This window comes from Alcaligenes ammonioxydans (genome assembly GCF_019343455.1).
Lineage (GTDB): Bacteria > Pseudomonadota > Gammaproteobacteria > Burkholderiales > Burkholderiaceae_B > Alcaligenes > Alcaligenes ammonioxydans.
Genome location: NZ_CP049362.1, coordinates 3,040,131 through 3,055,712 on the forward strand (window position 1 = coordinate 3,040,131; position 15,582 = coordinate 3,055,712).

A 15,582-nucleotide genomic window follows, 5' to 3' on the forward strand; every position below is an offset into this window, starting at 1 on the left:
GTATACTGACTAAATTGAATGCATAATCTGGAGACGACTTTGAACTGGATAAAAATTTCCGAAACCGACGCCATCGACAACGAAGAGTCCCTGGCTATCGACTGGCAAGGCAAGAAATTGGCCCTGCATAAACTGGACGACGAGTTCTACCTGACCGACAACGTCTGTACCCACCAATATGCCCTGCTCTCTGACGGCTATCTGGAAGATGGCTGTGTGGAATGCCCCCTGCATCAGGCCAAGTTCTGTTTGCGCACGGGCAAGGCCATGAACGCGCCGGCCACGGTGGATATCAAGGTCTATCCGTTACGCATTGAAGGCAATGATATTTTGGCCGACCTCAGTCAGGCCTGAGTTTTTTCCAGCGGACGAAACCAGCAACATCATGGCACACTACACCTCCGTACTGATCATCGGCGCAGGCCAAGCGGCGTCGGTACTGGCACGCGAACTGCGCGGCCTGGGCTATAGCGGCAGCATTACCGTGGTAGGGGAGGAGACTCACCTTCCCTACGAGCGCCCGCCACTGTCCAAAGACGTGCTCAAAGCCAGCGCGTCCACCGAAAGCGTTTTCCTGCAAAAGGCCGAGTTCTATCAAGAACAGAATATTGAGCTTGTACTGGGCACCTCGGTGCACTCTCTCGATTGTGCGTCCCGCCAAGCCCACCTGAGCAATGGTCAAACCTGGAGTTTTGAACACGCCGTGCTCGCCACGGGCGGCGCGGCCCGCGAACTGGCGCTGCTGCCTGCGACCCAGGCTAACGCCTTGTACCTGCGCACGCTGGATGATGCCTTGCGTGTGCAGGCCCGTTTGCATCCAGGCGTGCGTGTGCTGGTGATTGGCGGAGGCTTCATGGGTCTGGAGCTGGCCTCGACCGCCCATGAAACCGGTGCACAGGTCACCGTGGTTGAGGCAAATGAGCGCTTGCTGGCCCGCAACGCCCCTGCCCTGCTATCGCATTGGTTGCTGGAGCGCTTTGAATCGCAAGGTATCACGGTGTGTTTGGGCCAGGGGGTAAGCCAGGCTCATTTTGCAACGGACAAGGAACATCCGGTTGAACTGGAGCTTAAGGATGGTCAGCGTTTACAGGGTGATGTAGCGCTGGTCGCCGCTGGCCTGACCGCCAACTCCGCCTTGGCCCGAGCCAGCGGCATTGCCGTAGACGAGATGACCGCCGGGATTATTGTGGATCGTCAGGGCCGCACCAGTGTGGCGGGCATTTATGCCGCAGGCGATTGCACCACACAGATTTGCCCCGAGACGGCGGTGCGCACTCGCACGGAATCCTGGCAGAACGCCAACGAGCAAGCCCGTCAGGTGGCCCATGTGATTGCCGCACAGCCAGCGCCTGCCGCGCCCGTGAGCTGGTTCTGGACAGATGTGCTCGGTTGCAACATTCAGATGCTCGGTCAGGGCAGTCCGGATCTGGACTATCAGGTACGCGGCGTCATGGACAGCCAGGCCGATGCCATCAGCTTCATGCTATTGGCTTTCGAAGGCCCCTATTTGCGACATGCAATCGCCGTCAATGCCGGAGCGGACTTGCGCGCCTTGCGCAGCATCATGGAGCAGAACTTGCCCGTCGATCCAGCTATCGTGCTGGACCCATCGACCAAGCTGCGCCAGTACGTGAAAGAAGCGCTGCGTACAGCCCACGTCTAAAAAACAGAAGCGGCCTGCGCCGCCTTGTCATCACGATTCATTAAAGAGTTATCAGAGGAGAACCCCATGTATCAGACGCAAACGGTGATAGGCCAGACGGTCGGGTCCAAAGACCGCCCTGTCGAGCAATGCACCTGGCCCGAGGATGTACTCAACACGATTCCCGATTGGGTCTACACCAGCAATGACATCTACAACCGCGAGATGGAGCGGATTTTCCACGGTGACACCTGGAATTTCGTGGCCCTGGAGGCCGAAATTCCCGATTCGGGTGACTACAAGCGCTCGTATGTGGGCGCCACACCCGTGGTGGTCGCTCGTGCCGAAGATGGCAGCATCAACGTTTTCGAAAATCGCTGTGCACACCGTGGCGCTGAGTTCTGTCGCCACAACCAGGGCAACACTAATGAGTTTGTGTGTCCCTACCACCAGTGGTCCTACAGCCTGAAGGGCGACCTGCAAGGCATTCCCTTCAAGCGCGGCGCTAATAAAGAAGGCGGCATGCCGCGCAGTTTCAAAAATTCCGAGCATGGCCTGAAAAAGCTGCATGTGACAACGCACAATGGCGTGATTTTTGCGTCCTACAGCGATAAGGTCGAGCCGATTACGGAGTACCTGACCCCTGAGATTCTGAAGGACTTTGAGGCCGTGTTTCCCGGCAAGAAACTCAAGATTCTGGGTTACTACCGCAACGAGCTGCCTTGCAACTGGAAGATGTACCACGAGAATCTGAAGGACCCCTACCACGCGACCTTGCTGCATTCGTTCCTGGTGGTCTTTGGCCTGCTCGTAGCGGGCAACAAATCGCAGATGTATGTGGACCCTGTGCATGGCCGTCATGGCTATATGGCTTCGGCCAAGTCCGAGGACAAGTACGCCGAGGTCAGCGAGGACAACAAGAAGGAAATGCGTTCCTTTGTGGACGATATGCGTCTGCGCGACGAACGTTTCCTGGACTACATCAAAGAGTTTGATTCGCCTTGGTCAGTAACCATGCAGACCATCTGGCCCAACCTGATTGTTCAGCGTGAAATGAACACCTTGGGCGTGCGTCAGATTGTCCCCAATGGCCCCAACAGCCTGATCATGCAATGGACCATGTTCGGCTATGAGGACGACACTGAGGAGATGACGCGACATCGTCTACGTCAGGGCAACCTGATGGGACCGGCCGGTTTCCTGGGCCTGGAAGACAACGAGGCCATGAAATTTGTGCAAGAAGGCGTACGTCGTTCCAGTAGCGAGGTGAACATCATCAAGCTGGATGAGAGCAAGCTGGGCACGTCCAATACGCTGATCTCGGAAGCGGCCATTCGCTCCATGTACCAGTACTACCGCCAAGTGATGGATCTGTAAGACGAGCTGACTTATGAAAATGGATTTTTCTTTCAAACCTGCCCAGGTGCCTCTTGAGCGTGCTGTGACCCTGAAGGCGGAAATCGAGCTGTTCAATGCCGAGTACTGTGCCACCTTGGATCGGGGCAATGTCGAAGACTGGCCAATGTTTTTTGTGCAGGATGCCTTGTACCGGGTGACCTCACGCGAGAACGCAGATCTGAATCTGCCCGTGGGTCTGGTTTATGCAGAAGGTCGCGACATGATGCACGATCGTGCCGTGGCGATTGCTCGCACGCAGATGTACGCCCCGCGCTACATGCTGCATCTGGTCACCGATGTACGAGTCATCAGCGAGGCTGACAATGGCGATCTGGAAGCCGAGGCCAATTTCATGCTGATGCAAACGCTGGTGGAAGGGCCTTCTACCGTGCATCTGGTGGGCAATTACTTCGATACGTTCACACGTGTGGACGGTCGTTTGATGCTCAAGGAGCGTCAGGTGATTTTTGATACGTCCATTCTGGCGAACGATCTGGTGTTCCCCGTCTAGACCTGGTGTCTGCCTGTATTTTTAAAACCGTTTTTTGTGTGCTGTTTCCGAGCCACTTGAGTCAGAGGGTTTTCTGATTCTTTTAAGCACTCTTCTTTGTTGAGGGGTGCTTTTTTTTGCTTATTTACTGGGCACAGGGCTTATGGCTGGCGCAGTGTCAGAGATATGAGTCTTTACGACGGGTAGCGCAGGCTTGGGAGGACTATCAGACCTGGGGACATTCAGCTTAGTCAGGGTCGGGAATAAAAGGTCTCTGTGAAAACGCCATTCAGTCGGTCTGCTGGGGTATCCGGGCTGAGCACTTGCCGGTGCTGCGCACCGGTGCCCTTGTCAGGAGATAGCTACGGGCGCATCCTGAACTCGCGGGGTGATCCGCCCCCGGACGGACCACAAACGCCCCGCTCAAACAGCAGGATGCTTGCACCCCTACGCTATCTCCTGCCCGCGGCAAGTACTCTGATCCGCCATGACACCCCAGCAGACCGACTGAACGGCTCACGATGGCTTTTTATCTACCCATCTCTTACAGGCTCTTTGAACAAATAGGGCCCTTTACCTTGCTCTTCTGCGTTTCCTAAGCGCCTAGCGATCTGCTTCGCGTAATAAGCCATAGGCAGTAAGCAGATGAGCATAAAGAACATTAGCTCTCTCCCACACGCAACGATCACCTCTCCCCCAAACACTCCACTGTCACGATGAGTTTTACATTCCCTCCAAACACAAAGAAACCATCAAAAGCCCCGCAATTTAAACTGACAAGCTGCAAGCCTTTGGCCTTTGCCAAAGCAAACCCCATCTCCCCTTCCGTTCTCCACCCATCCAATCTGAGTCCCTACCCTCCACTCCCCTCTGCCAGTGTCGTTTAGGCTTTAAACAATGTTGCTTGTTTTCTTGTGGGGCCCGTGTTCGGCTTGGCGGGCGAGTCAGGGCCCTTGCCGCGGGCAGAGTACCGGGGTGGGATGCAAGGGTCGTGCTGTTTGAGGAGCACGCTTGCGGTTTGTCCGGGGGACAAACCGCGCTCCGAGTTCACGACCCGCCCGCCCCGGGACTCTGACAAGGGCACCCACGCGCAGCGTGGGCAAGGGACCCGCCAAGACAAGCCGAACACGGGCCCCACAAGAAAGCTCCCCCTCTCTGACACAAAGCCCAAACAGCAACGTCCAGAAGAACTCCTCTAGTGCTCCCAAAGCTCCACCACACCCTTCTTAAAAAGATTCACAAGACAGCCCTCCCGACAGACAATCTGTCGATATACCATCCCCTTACTCAAGTCCGGTGACAGCAAGCCCTGCAAACCCATAAGGCGACCAGAAATAAAAAGCCCCCGAGAGCCATACGGCTCCCAGGGGCACAGGTCCGATGGCCCGCCCCCAAGCGGCAGACCATCGATACTCAATCACAAGACTATCGAGACAGACTTGTTAACGACGACTCATGTCCATCAAGCACGGACGCCCATCCAGGCCATGATGAACCATCTTGTTCTTCTCAAACATTCAAGAGCTTGAATCGCTTTAAAGACCTATCAATTTCATGGCCTCTTCACGCGTCGCCACCGTGGCGTACTTCTGACGCATATCGAACAGGTTGGCCTCATGCGGGCCAATTGCCCGATCACCCACGCAGTCCGACACCACCAGGGGGCGGAAACCCAGTTGCATTGCATCCACCACGCTGGAGCGCACGCAACCACTGGTCACCGCGCCCGCCACCAGCAGTGTTTGCACGCCACGCTGGGTCAGCCACGCCGCCAGGGGCGTACCAAAAAACGCCGACGGCACGTTCTTGCGAACAATAAATTCACCCGGTGCAGGAGCCAGCTCCGGCACGATGTGGCTGTTGTGCGCATCTTCGGTCAGACCCAGCATGCCGGGGACTTTGATGCTGAATATATTGTGATCAGCGCCATCGTCGGCATACACGATACGTGTGTGCGCCACCGGCCAGCCCTGCTCACGCGCCGTTGCCAGCAACTTCTGTGTGTTCGCGATCGCCTCAGGAATATTGCCGCCACCAAACACCGCCGGGTCAGCAAAACCATTCACCAGATCAATAATCAACAAGCCGTAGGGAGCTTGAGGCTCCAGCGTCGATCCAAACCCTTGTTGAGCGTACACCGCTCCTTCATTCGTACTCACCAACACCTCCATCCAGTACGTTGCCATCACGCACCACCGCCCGGCCATCCAGGCTGACCGTGCAATGGCGCAAAGGAATATCAATGTGGCAGGCTGTCGTGCGATTGCCGCCCGCCTCGTTGTTTGGGCCCAGAGAGAACAGGAAGTTGCCCTCGAACGCACGGGCATCCATACCAATGGTGTTCTCACGCGAGTACAGGCCCAGCGTAGACCAGTGACAACGCGGTTGCAGACCCCAGCCAATGTGGGAGATCGCGTAACCTTCGGGATCGTTGAAGGACTTCATATACTCGTCCAGCAGCTCGGCTTCGACTCCCCCTTCAATCTTGGTGGCGTAGCCGTTTTCCACGGTCAGAATGATCTGTTCGGTCGAGTACTTCTTCTGTGGCAACAGGATGTCGCCCTTGTCGATCACGATGGTGCCGTTGGTACCCCGCTCATTGGGCCAGGTCAGCACAAAGCCGCTGGGCCAGTGATCCCACCGACCCGGCTCGTCCACAAAACCGTACTCACGAATCGCCGGGAACTCACCGAGCGGGCAGCGCAGATTGGTACCGGCAGGAGAGGTAATGCTCATCTCCTTGGCGGCCTTGATCAAGGCCGCTGCCGCGGTCACGCGCGCACGATCGGCTTCGGTGGGCACCGTGCGAACCAGAATTTCAGGTGGCTCCACGGCCAGCAAAATCTTGGTACCCGACTTCAGAATGTCGATCTGCTCGGGCGAGAACAACAGGGTCATCAGGTCCAGCACCAGATCACTGGCCTTCAAGGCGGCGATCGCCGCCTCATTACCCGTCAAGGGCGTGGTACCCAAGTACGCCAGCGAGTCACGGCTCAAGGCTTTTTCCGCGTTGACCGGCAACAAGTCCAGGCGATTGACAATCGCTCCCATGGACTGGGCGGCAATCTGCGCGCACTGCAGGGTCTGCGGGTGCGTGGTCGAGCTGGTCAGCAAAGTCACCGTTTGACCCGCCTCCAGCTTGGACAGGCGCAGCACTTCTTGCCAGGCCTCGATGAGTTGATAATCACTAACTGCCATCTTGTCTCTCCTTGTGAGAGGCTCCGGCACTGAGGCGGAACCTCTGCATCACAACGGGCCGCCCATGCGGCCCTTTCAACATCACACCAGGCGCTGGCCCAGGAAGTCACCAAAGGCTTCGTAAAAGCCTGCTTCGTTATCCCAAGGGATCATGTGGCCGGCATTGGGCACACGAACGTGCTGAACGCCCGGGGCCAACTGCTCAATCTCGGCTACATCCTCATCGCGCACCACATCGCCACGCTCGGCCGTCATCAACAAGGCGGGCACCGTCAAGTGCGGGAAGTCCACGTGGATATCGTCGGTGTGGAAACCTTCAAAGCTGGCCAGAATCGCCGGCTCGTGGCAGGTGTGCAGCCACTGGGCACGCAATTGCAATTGTTCTTCCGTCCAGGTCGGGCAAAAGGCACGCATGTCTTCTGCGGTACACCCTTTGCGGGCCATGGCCATGGAATCCACGTACCAGGGCAGCTTGGCCGGGTAGGCCCGACGACCAGGGCCGGAGACGGGCGGGTCCACCATCACCAGACGGTTCAAACCTTCGCTGTTCTTGTGCGCGGCACGCAAACCAATGCGGGCACCCATGGAGTGACCGACCACGATGTAGTCCTTCAGGCCCAGGGCCTGGGCCAAGGCAATCAGGTCATCGGCCTGCGCATCCAGGCTGTAGTCCATGCCTTCGGCCGCTTCGCTCAAACCGCGGCCACGCACGTCCTGAATATAGGTGTCAAAGTGCTGGCCGAACTGCTCGCCCACAAAACCCCAGGTCACCGCCGGGCTGGTAATGCCGGGAACAATGATGACCGCAGGACGCTGATCGCGACCGTCGGCCCACCCACCGTAGCGCAAATAGTGCTGACGAATGCCATTGGCGTGAACATGGCCGCCATACAAAAATGTGCTCATCCTTAGCTCCGGTCCAGCTTGAACAGACGAGCCGCGTTGCCGTAACACACCAGCTCGCGGGTCTTGTCATCCATCGGCGCTGACTCGATGAAATCGGCAGCCAGCTCGGTGGATTCATATGGGTAGTCCACGGAGAACAACACGGCCTCGGCGCCCATTTCACCAATCGCGCCCATCAGGGTCGGGGCGGAACAGACACCAGAAGTGGTGATCAGAATATTGCTGCCGATGTACTCGGACGGCTTGCGCTTCAGGGTGACACCGTGTGGGTAGACCGCAAAACGGCTGTCGTAGCGCCAGCGCTGAAATGGCAGGCCTTCGCCCATATGACCCAGCACCAGCTTCACTTCCGGGCAGCGGTCAAACACACCACCGAACAACATGCGCAATGCGTGGGTACCGGTCTCTACCCCCCACCCCCAGGTTGCGCCCATCAGCTCCGGGTGGCCGGAATAAGCGTGTGGCATTTCATAGGCATCAAAGGGATGCAGGTAGAAGGGCACATCCAGCTTCTGCACGGTTTCCCAAAACGCGTCATATTCGCGGCTGTCGTAATACACGCCATGGGTGTGACCGTTGACCAGGGCCCCTTTCAGACCCAAATCCTGCACGGCACGCGTCAACTCCTGCGCGGCGGCTGCCGGGTCCTGCATGGGCAAAGTGGCAAAACCACCCAGACGATCGGGGTGGTGTGCAATTTGCTGTGCCAGGAAATCATTATTCTGACGAGCGCGCGCGATTGCCACTGACACGTCTTTTTCCACCTGCACGCCAGGACCGGTCTGGGACAGCACGACATACTCGATGCCAGCGCGGTCCATCACTTCCAGACGCTGCGCGTCAAAGTCCTGCAAACGGGCCATCAATTCGCGCGCGTCGGCACTGTCGATATGTTTGACAAAGGCCTTGGAATAATCCTCAAAGCCCACGGCGTTGAAGTGCTCCTCCAGTGCTATTTTTTTAATACGTTTCACCGTAAATATTCCCTAAATTATTGATTTACATAAGGTCAATCGTTTGACCCCCCAACAATATCTATCAGTATGCTGATTATTATTGTTTTCAGCAAGTCGGGAAATCACATATACTTTGGGGCGTGGACAGCGCCTGTAGAAATGACTACAAATCAGAAATCAGGGCTTTTGTTCACCTTAGCGTAGCCCTGCTTTCCTTGTAGACGCCGACCTTGCAGCCGTACCCTTTGCAGGTCGTCCCGCTTTCAGTGTGCTGCCTTTCTGGGCAACAGGCTGAAGGCCACTCAATCGATGACTGACTTATCCATGAAGAATCACGCCGAGCTAAAGCAAGAAGAACGACTGGAAGCCGACGAGGCCGAAATCCTGGGTCCAGTGGAAGAAGAAAATGCCGAGCTGTATCGACGCAAACTGTGGTCCCGGCCCGGTTTTCTGGTTCGCCGTCTTAACCAGATTCACTACGCCATGTTCTACGAGGAGTGCAAAAGCGACCTCACGCCTGTCCAGCACGGAGTCCTGTCGGTGTTGATGGGCTCCCCCTGGCTGGATCAGACCACGATTGGTTACGAGCTAGGCCTGGATCGCACTACCTCCGCCGATGTCATCCGCAGGCTGGAAGAAAAAGGCTTGCTGGGGCGACGCATCAACCCCGAGGACCGCCGTTCCCGCCAAACGTACATCACCGAAGCCGGTCTGGCGGCCATGAAGGAAATCAGTAGCGGCATGAACCGGGCACAAGAGCGGCTGCTGGACCCACTGACCGCCAAACAGCGTCAGACGTTTATGACCATGCTGACGCGCGTGGTGGAGCACAACAATCAGTATGGTCGTGCTGCGCTGAAGAACATGTGAGAAGTTCGGGGGGCCCCAGGCCCCTCGCGCATATCAAACCGGTAATTCAACCGTGTGCGCTGGCAGTCGGAGACTGGCTCCAACTGCCGCCACGATCTCATGCACAACAAAAAAGCCTGCGGCAGCAAGAAGTCTGGGCGCTTGTCTCATCCCATTTCTCTATGGGTTGCGCCCGAGAGAAAGCCCAATGGCAACACCACACATTTCATGGCAAAAAAAACGGGCCCCAGGGGCCCGTAAACAGAACCCATCATCGAGCGATGAGTGACGGTTCTTTCGAAAACACCGTTATATAGTAAAGCACATAACGCAAGAGAACAAGGGTCCAGAACATGAGGGTGCAGGTTTTCCCGTCTTCACAATGAGCGACATCTCGCCAACAATACGGCCGTACTGAGCATTCTTATCGGAATGCTGTCAGCAAGATGCCCGACCAACAGGCATCCATACACTCTCAAAACATCTGGACCCGCGCAAATACTGGCGCAAGTCCACAGGAGCACACTCTATGTTTAAAGCCATGACGCGCGGTTCGGTCCGCCTGGTTGAACGCTATCTTCCCGATCCGTATATTTTCGTCATCCTGCTCACCTTGATTGCCGGCATTGCCGCCATGGCTTTCGAGCAACGCTCTCCGATGGAGATCATCCAGTACTGGGGCAACGGTTTTTGGGGACTGTTGACCTTTGCCATGCAAATGCTGCTGGTTTTGCTGACCGGACACATGCTGGCCAGCACACCCTTGGTGAAAAGCTGGTTGCGGGGACTCGCCTCTCTGGCCCGCTCTGCCGGCTCGGCCATTATTCTGGTCACCCTGGTTTCGCTGGCCGCCAGCTGGATCAACTGGGGTTTCGGCCTGGTCGTCGGCGCCTTGTTTGCCAAGGAGCTGGCGCGTCAGGTTCGCGTTGATTACCGTCTGCTGGTTGCCAGTGCGTACTCGGGTTTTCTGGTCTGGCACGGCGGCCTGGCCGGTTCCGTACCGCTGACCATTGCCACCTCGGGACATTTCTCCGAAGACAAAATTGGCATTATCAGTACATCAGACACTATCTTTGCCTTCTTCAACCTGGCGATCGTGATCGCCTTGTTCATTCTGGTCCCGCTCGTCAATCGCCTGATGCTGCCCAGCGACAAGGAAAGCATTTATGTAGACCCAAGCCTGCTGGAAGATGCGCCCGATGATGTCAAACAAACCACGGACCGTCCCGCAGATCGACTGGAAAACAGTCGCCTGATCTCAATCGTGATTGGTGTGGCGGGCCTGGCGTACCTGTTTGATTACTACGTGCTGCGTGGGGCCACTCTGAACCTGAACGTGATCAATTTCACCTTTCTGATTCTGGCCATCCTGCTGCACGGTACCCCTCGACGTCTACTCAAAAGTCTGGACGAGGCCATTCGCGGCGGTGCCGGTATTGTGATCCAGTTCCCCTTTTACGCCGGCATCATGGCAATCATGATTGATTCCGGTCTGGCGGCCAGCTTGTCCGAATGGATGGTGTCCTTTGCAACCGCCACCACCCTGCCCTTCTGGACCTTCATGAGCGCCGGTCTGGTCAATATTTTTGTACCTTCGGGCGGTGGACAGTGGGCGGTACAAAGCCCGGTTGTAATTGCTGCCACCCAGGCCTTGGACGCCGATATGGCGCGTACTGCCATGGCCGTTGCCTGGGGCGATTCCTGGACTAACATGCTGCAACCCTTCTGGGCTCTGCCAGTGCTGGCAATTGCGGGCCTGAAAGCCAAAGACATCATGGGCTTTTGCCTGATTCAACTGATTGTCTCGGGCATCGTGATCTCGATCGGTCTGACCTGGCTGTAACGCCAAGCAGTCTGCCTTGATCTAACATCAAGGCCTGACTGAACAAAAAACGCCCAGTGATGCGTCACTGGGCGTTTTTGTTTTCAAGCACGGGCCAGCACTGCTCACCTCAACCATCGGCTGTCGGCAACCGACGACCTGAACTCAGCTCACCTCAGCGGACACAGGCCGGACAAGGACGCAGGCACGCCGCCGCAATAAGGGCAATGTTCGATAGCAAAGGGGGGGAAATAAAGAAAAGCGAAGATGGTGGGCGGTACAAGGTTCGAACTTGTGACTTCCACCGTGTGAAGGTGGCACTCTACCACTGAGTTAACCGCCCGTAGCTTGCAAGAGCTGCAAACTGCGAAGAAAAAGACTATAGCATGGCCTTGCCTGATTAACAAGGTTTGGCCTGCTATTTTTCCTGAATAATTATTCGGTAACTGGCTGGAGCATCTCGCGCCACATGGGTGGCTTTTTGTTCTGCTTTTCCAGCAGGTCCATGTATTTTTCATGCTCGGCCTGATCGGCTGGCGAAGCGCGCAGCACTTTCAACACGCTGGGATCAAACTTGCCCAGGCTCAAATCGCTGCCCTGTCCTCCTTGCCCATCGGACTCGTCAAAGTCCATCAACAAGGCATCCTGACCCCGCGTCATGGCCAGCCAGACATCGGCCAGCAATTCCGAGTCCAGCAAAGCGCCGTGCAAGGTGCGGTGAGAGTTGGAAATACCGTAGCGCTCGCACAAGGCATCCAGGGAGTTACGCTTGCCGGGGTGCATTTCCCGGGCCACCAGCAAGGAGTCGGTGATGCTGGCGCAATACTCCGAGAAAGGCCCTTTACCGACTCGTTCCAGTTCGGCATCCAGAAAGCGCGTGTCGAACGAGGCATTATGAATAATGACCTCTGCATCCTGCACAAAATCCAGCACTTGGTCGACCACATCCTTGAAACGTGGATGCCCGGCCAAAAACTCGGTGGTCAAACCATGAATGGCCAGCGCTTCGGGATCGGAGTCCCGATCCGGGTTCAGATACAGGTGCAAATGGCGGCCAGTCAATTTGCGGTTGAACAGCTCCACCCCACCCACTTCAACGATACGGTGTCCTTCACGCGGCTCCAGACCGGTGGTTTCAGTATCCAGAATAATTTGACGCATTCACTTTTCCTACAATAGTCGATCACGGCATAAAGCCTTGGCTGGACAGACGCCCCGTAGCCGCCCCGACCCTCAGTTTAGAGAGAGGCCTGGGGCTTATCAATCAGCTCAAGCTGCTCGTCCTGCCCCGCTTTGCGCCCTGCTATCAGCGTATAGGCAACAGGCACCACAAACAGGGTTAACACGGTACCCAACGTCAAACCGCCGACCAGCACCCAGCCGATCTGCTGACGCGATTCAGCCCCCGCTCCGGTGGCATAGGCCAGGGGCAACACCCCCAGCACCATCGCGCCGGTCGTCATCAGGATGGGACGCAGCCGCATCTCGCAGGCCCGCACTACGGCATTGTACAAACTGGCTCCGGCCTCGCGCTGCTGGGTGGCAAATTCCACGATCAAAATGCCATGCTTGGTAATCAGGCCCACCAGAGTAATCAAGCCAATCTGACTATAAATGGACAAGGTTCCGCCTGAGAGCCACAGAGCCAGCAAAGCGCCTGTCATGGACAGAGGCACGGACAGCATGATGATGAGCGGATTGCGCCAGCTTTCGAACTGGGCAGCCAGCACCAGGTAAATGAAGGCCAGCGCCATCAGAAACACCAGATAGATACTGCCCGAGGAGTCCCGGAACTCACGCGATTGTCCGTCCAGATCGGTCTGCACGGTTTCGGGCAGCGTCTTGCGCGCCACCTCATTCATGTGTTCGAGCACCTCTCCCAAGGCATAGCCAGGAGCCACCGAGGCCTCCACAATCACGGCACGCAAACGATTGAAGTGGTTCAGCGATTGAGGGGACACGCTTTCGCGAACTTTCAGGAAATTGGATGCCTGAACCATGCCGCCGTCCTTGGTGCGAACATAAATATCCAGGATATTCTGCGGGCTGGAGCGAGCCTGTTTATCTACCTGCACGATCACATCGTACTGTTCACCATCACTCTTGTAACGGGTCACCTGACGCCCGCCCAGCATGGACTCCAGGGTGCGTCCCACGACCTCTACCGAAACGCCCGTATCGGCCAGCTTGTCGCGATCCACATCAATGCGGATTTCAGGCGTGTTCAGGCGTAAGTCCGTATCCACATTCAACAGTCCCGGATAATCCTTCAGCTCCGCCAGAAAGCCGTCCACAATTCGAGCCAGCTCCGGATAGGGAGCCTGACTCATGATGACAAACTCCACGGGTTTGGAAGTGGCCCGCTGCCCCAGGGAAGGCGGGTTGGTGGGAAAGGCCCGTGCGCCGGGGATGGCCGAGAAATGCGGCTGCAGTTCACGCGCGATCGACTGCTGAGTGCGCGAGCGCTCCTGCCAGGGTTTCAGACGCAAGATGGCAAACGAGTCTGTCACGGTGGGAAAACCAATAATGGACTGATAGCCCTCGGTTTCCGGGATGTCGCGATACAAGGCTTCGACTCGCTCCACATTGTGCAAGGTGTAGTCCAATGTAGCGCCTTCGGGCGAACTCACAATGCCGAAGATCACGCCACGATCCTCAACCGGGGCCAGTTCGCTTTTAATAACCGTAAACAGCAAGGCACTGCTGGCCGCTACGGCAACGCCGATCAGCAAAACCAGCCAGCGCCAGCGCAGGGCCCGGATCAAGGCCCGGCGGTAAGTTCGCGTGAGCCAGACCAGAAAGTTCTCGATCCCCTGACTGACACGGCCTACTTTTGCCCCCTGAGGGCGCAACATACGCGAGCACATCATGGGGGTCAGAGTCAGGGCCACAAAGCCCGATACCAGCACGGCAGCCGCCAGCGTCAGGGCAAACTCAATGAACAGCCGTCCCGTGCGTCCAGTGGCAAATGCCAGCGGCGCATACACCGCCACCAGGGTCAGCGTCATGGCAATCACGGCAAAAGCAATCTCACGCACACCTAAAAAAGCAGCCTGCATGGCAGTTTTGCCTTCTTCGATATGCCGATACACGTTTTCCAACACCACAATTGCATCGTCCACCACCAGACCAATGGCCAGCACCATCGCCAGCAAGGTCAGGGTATTGATGGAAAAACCCAGCATGTACATGATGGCAAACGCCCCGATCAAGGAGATCGGAATTGTCACGATGGGAATGAGACTGGCGCGGAAACTGCGCAGAAAGAACACAATCACCAGCACCACCAGCAAGATGGCCTCGGCAATCGTGGTGTACACCGAATCAATGGATTCCTGAATAAAGATGGAGCTGTCGTAAGCCACGGTCAGCTTCATATTGCCCGGCAGACTTTCATTGATGCGCTCAACTTCCGCGCGCACCGACTTGGACAGATCCAGCGGGTTGGCCGTGGACTGCTTGGTCACACCAATATTCAAACTGTTTTGTCCATTGAAACGGGCCAGCACCCGTTCTTCGGCAGGCCCGATCCGCACCTCGGCAATATCGGAGATACGTACCGGGTAGCCGGCCGCCTGACTGATGATGATGTCGCGAAACTCCTCGGGCGTTTCCAGGTCGGTCGATGACACCACCGAAAATTCGCGCGCATCCGACTCGATGCGTCCTGCCGGGATCAGCACGTTCTGTTTGCGCAGCGCATCTTCCACGTCCTGTACCGTCAACTGATAGGCCGCCAGGCGGGTTCGGTCCAGATCGATACGCATGGCAGGCAGCCGCTCGCCAAACACCCGGACTTCGGCCGCACCGGGCAGAACAGACAAACGCGTCTTGATATACCGGTTGATGTAGTCCGAGGCCTCCAGCATGCTGTAGTTGCCCGTGTCGACCCCCACATAAATAATGGGAGTGGAGTCGGCCTCCACCTTGTTGATGATGGGCTCGTCCACTTCGTCAGGCAGAAAGCGTCGAGCGCGCGAGACCTTGTCGCGCACATCGGCCGCAGCCGCATCCGGGGCCCGGTCCAGATTGAACTTGATATTGATCAGGCTGCGCTCGGAGCGGCTACGCGAGGTCATCACATTGACGCCCTCAATCCCCGACAGTTGATCTTCCAGCGGCTTGGTCACCTGAGATTCAATTACCTCCGGCGACGCGCCCTTGTAATTGGTGATGACAGACACCACGGGCTCATCAATGGCAGGGTACTCGCGTACCGTCAGACGTTCATAAGCAATGAAACCGACCAGCACGATCACCAAGGACAGCACCGTGGCAAATACCGGACGGCGGATACATAAATCGGAAAGCACCATGATCC

12 protein-coding genes and 1 tRNA gene are annotated in these 15,582 nt (G+C 56.8%); 6 read left to right on the plus strand and 7 right to left on the minus strand.

Going from position 1 to position 15,582, the window contains the following annotated elements; all coding sequences use genetic code 11:
• Nucleotides 1–39 precede the first annotated feature (39 nt).
• The 4 genes from FE795_RS13935 to FE795_RS13950 all read left to right on the plus strand — a co-directional run bounded on the left by FE795_RS13935 (nt 40) and on the right by FE795_RS13950 (nt 3,551).
• Nucleotides 40–354, plus strand: coding sequence for a non-heme iron oxygenase ferredoxin subunit (locus FE795_RS13935; RefSeq protein WP_003802212.1), 315 nt, complete (start codon nt 40–42; stop codon nt 352–354).
• Nucleotides 355–385: 31 nt separating this feature from the next.
• On the plus strand, nt 386–1,663 hold the full coding sequence (locus FE795_RS13940) for an NAD(P)/FAD-dependent oxidoreductase (protein ID WP_131070884.1): 1,278 nt from the start codon (nt 386–388) through the stop codon (nt 1,661–1,663).
• A gap of 66 nt (nt 1,664–1,729) precedes the next feature.
• Nucleotides 1,730–3,019, plus strand: coding sequence for an aromatic ring-hydroxylating dioxygenase subunit alpha (locus tag FE795_RS13945; RefSeq protein ID WP_003802208.1), 1,290 nt, complete (start codon nt 1,730–1,732; stop codon nt 3,017–3,019).
• 13 nt (nt 3,020–3,032) lie between these two features.
• On the plus strand, nt 3,033–3,551 hold the full coding sequence (locus FE795_RS13950) for an aromatic-ring-hydroxylating dioxygenase subunit beta (RefSeq protein ID WP_003802207.1): 519 nt from the start codon (nt 3,033–3,035) through the stop codon (nt 3,549–3,551).
• Nucleotides 3,552–5,065: 1,514 nt separating this feature from the next.
• Here the strand turns inward: FE795_RS13950 and FE795_RS13955 are convergent.
• The 4 genes from FE795_RS13955 to FE795_RS13970 form a co-directional block, all read right to left on the minus strand.
• Complete coding sequence (locus tag FE795_RS13955; RefSeq protein ID WP_407927750.1) at nt 5,066–5,668, minus strand: N-carbamoylsarcosine amidohydrolase; 603 nt, start codon at nt 5,666–5,668, stop codon at nt 5,066–5,068.
• Nucleotides 5,669–5,675: 7 nt separating this feature from the next.
• The gene (locus FE795_RS13960) at nt 5,676–6,728 is read right to left on the minus strand and encodes a M29 family metallopeptidase (protein ID WP_131070867.1); all 1,053 of its coding nucleotides are present in this window, start codon (nt 6,726–6,728) and stop codon (nt 5,676–5,678) included.
• Between the two features lie 81 nt (nt 6,729–6,809).
• Complete coding sequence (locus FE795_RS13965; protein WP_131070885.1) at nt 6,810–7,634, minus strand: alpha/beta fold hydrolase; 825 nt, start codon at nt 7,632–7,634, stop codon at nt 6,810–6,812.
• A gap of 2 nt (nt 7,635–7,636) precedes the next feature.
• Entirely contained in the window at nt 7,637–8,608 is a 972-nt protein-coding gene (locus tag FE795_RS13970) for an amidohydrolase family protein (protein ID WP_059318290.1), read from the minus strand.
• 291 nt (nt 8,609–8,899) lie between these two features.
• Here FE795_RS13970 and FE795_RS13975 point away from each other — a divergent pair, with 291 nt between their 5' ends.
• Nucleotides 8,900–9,460, plus strand: a complete 561-nt coding sequence (locus tag FE795_RS13975; RefSeq protein ID WP_003805514.1) for a MarR family winged helix-turn-helix transcriptional regulator — start codon at nt 8,900–8,902, stop codon at nt 9,458–9,460.
• A 508-nt stretch (nt 9,461–9,968) separates the two neighbouring features.
• Complete coding sequence (locus FE795_RS13980; RefSeq protein ID WP_003805516.1) at nt 9,969–11,282, plus strand: short-chain fatty acid transporter; 1,314 nt, start codon at nt 9,969–9,971, stop codon at nt 11,280–11,282.
• 247 nt (nt 11,283–11,529) lie between these two features.
• On the opposite strand, the gene FE795_RS13985 is transcribed toward FE795_RS13980, so the two are convergent.
• From FE795_RS13985 to FE795_RS13995, 3 genes are all read right to left on the minus strand, one after another.
• A tRNA-Val gene (locus FE795_RS13985) sits at nt 11,530–11,604 on the minus strand.
• 92 nt (nt 11,605–11,696) lie between these two features.
• Entirely contained in the window at nt 11,697–12,422 is a 726-nt protein-coding gene (dnaQ, locus tag FE795_RS13990) for a DNA polymerase III subunit epsilon (RefSeq protein ID WP_003805518.1), read from the minus strand.
• Between the two features lie 77 nt (nt 12,423–12,499).
• Nucleotides 12,500–15,577 (minus strand): efflux RND transporter permease subunit, encoded by a 3,078-nt coding sequence (locus tag FE795_RS13995; RefSeq protein WP_003805520.1) that lies wholly within the window; start codon nt 15,575–15,577, stop codon nt 12,500–12,502.
• Nucleotides 15,578–15,582: the final 5 nt, after the last annotated feature.

Excerpts from the sequence above, each read along its gene's own strand:
- FE795_RS13940 (WP_131070884.1), top strand. The coding sequence starts at position 386 with ATGGCACACTACACCTCCGTACTGATCATCGGCGCAGGCCAAGCGGCG.
- dnaQ (WP_003805518.1), bottom strand. The coding sequence starts at position 12,422 with ATGCGTCAAATTATTCTGGATACTGAAACCACCGGTCTGGAGCCGCGT.
- FE795_RS13965 (WP_131070885.1), bottom strand. The coding sequence starts at position 7,634 with ATGAGCACATTTTTGTATGGCGGCCATGTTCACGCCAATGGCATTCGT.
- FE795_RS13945 (WP_003802208.1), top strand. The coding sequence starts at position 1,730 with ATGTATCAGACGCAAACGGTGATAGGCCAGACGGTCGGGTCCAAAGAC.
- FE795_RS13950 (WP_003802207.1), top strand. The coding sequence starts at position 3,033 with ATGAAAATGGATTTTTCTTTCAAACCTGCCCAGGTGCCTCTTGAGCGT.
- FE795_RS13975 (WP_003805514.1), top strand. The coding sequence starts at position 8,900 with ATGACTGACTTATCCATGAAGAATCACGCCGAGCTAAAGCAAGAAGAA.
- FE795_RS13980 (WP_003805516.1), top strand. The coding sequence starts at position 9,969 with ATGTTTAAAGCCATGACGCGCGGTTCGGTCCGCCTGGTTGAACGCTAT.
- FE795_RS13960 (WP_131070867.1), bottom strand. The coding sequence starts at position 6,728 with ATGGCAGTTAGTGATTATCAACTCATCGAGGCCTGGCAAGAAGTGCTG.
- FE795_RS13995 (WP_003805520.1), bottom strand. The coding sequence starts at position 15,577 with ATGGTGCTTTCCGATTTATGTATCCGCCGTCCGGTATTTGCCACGGTG.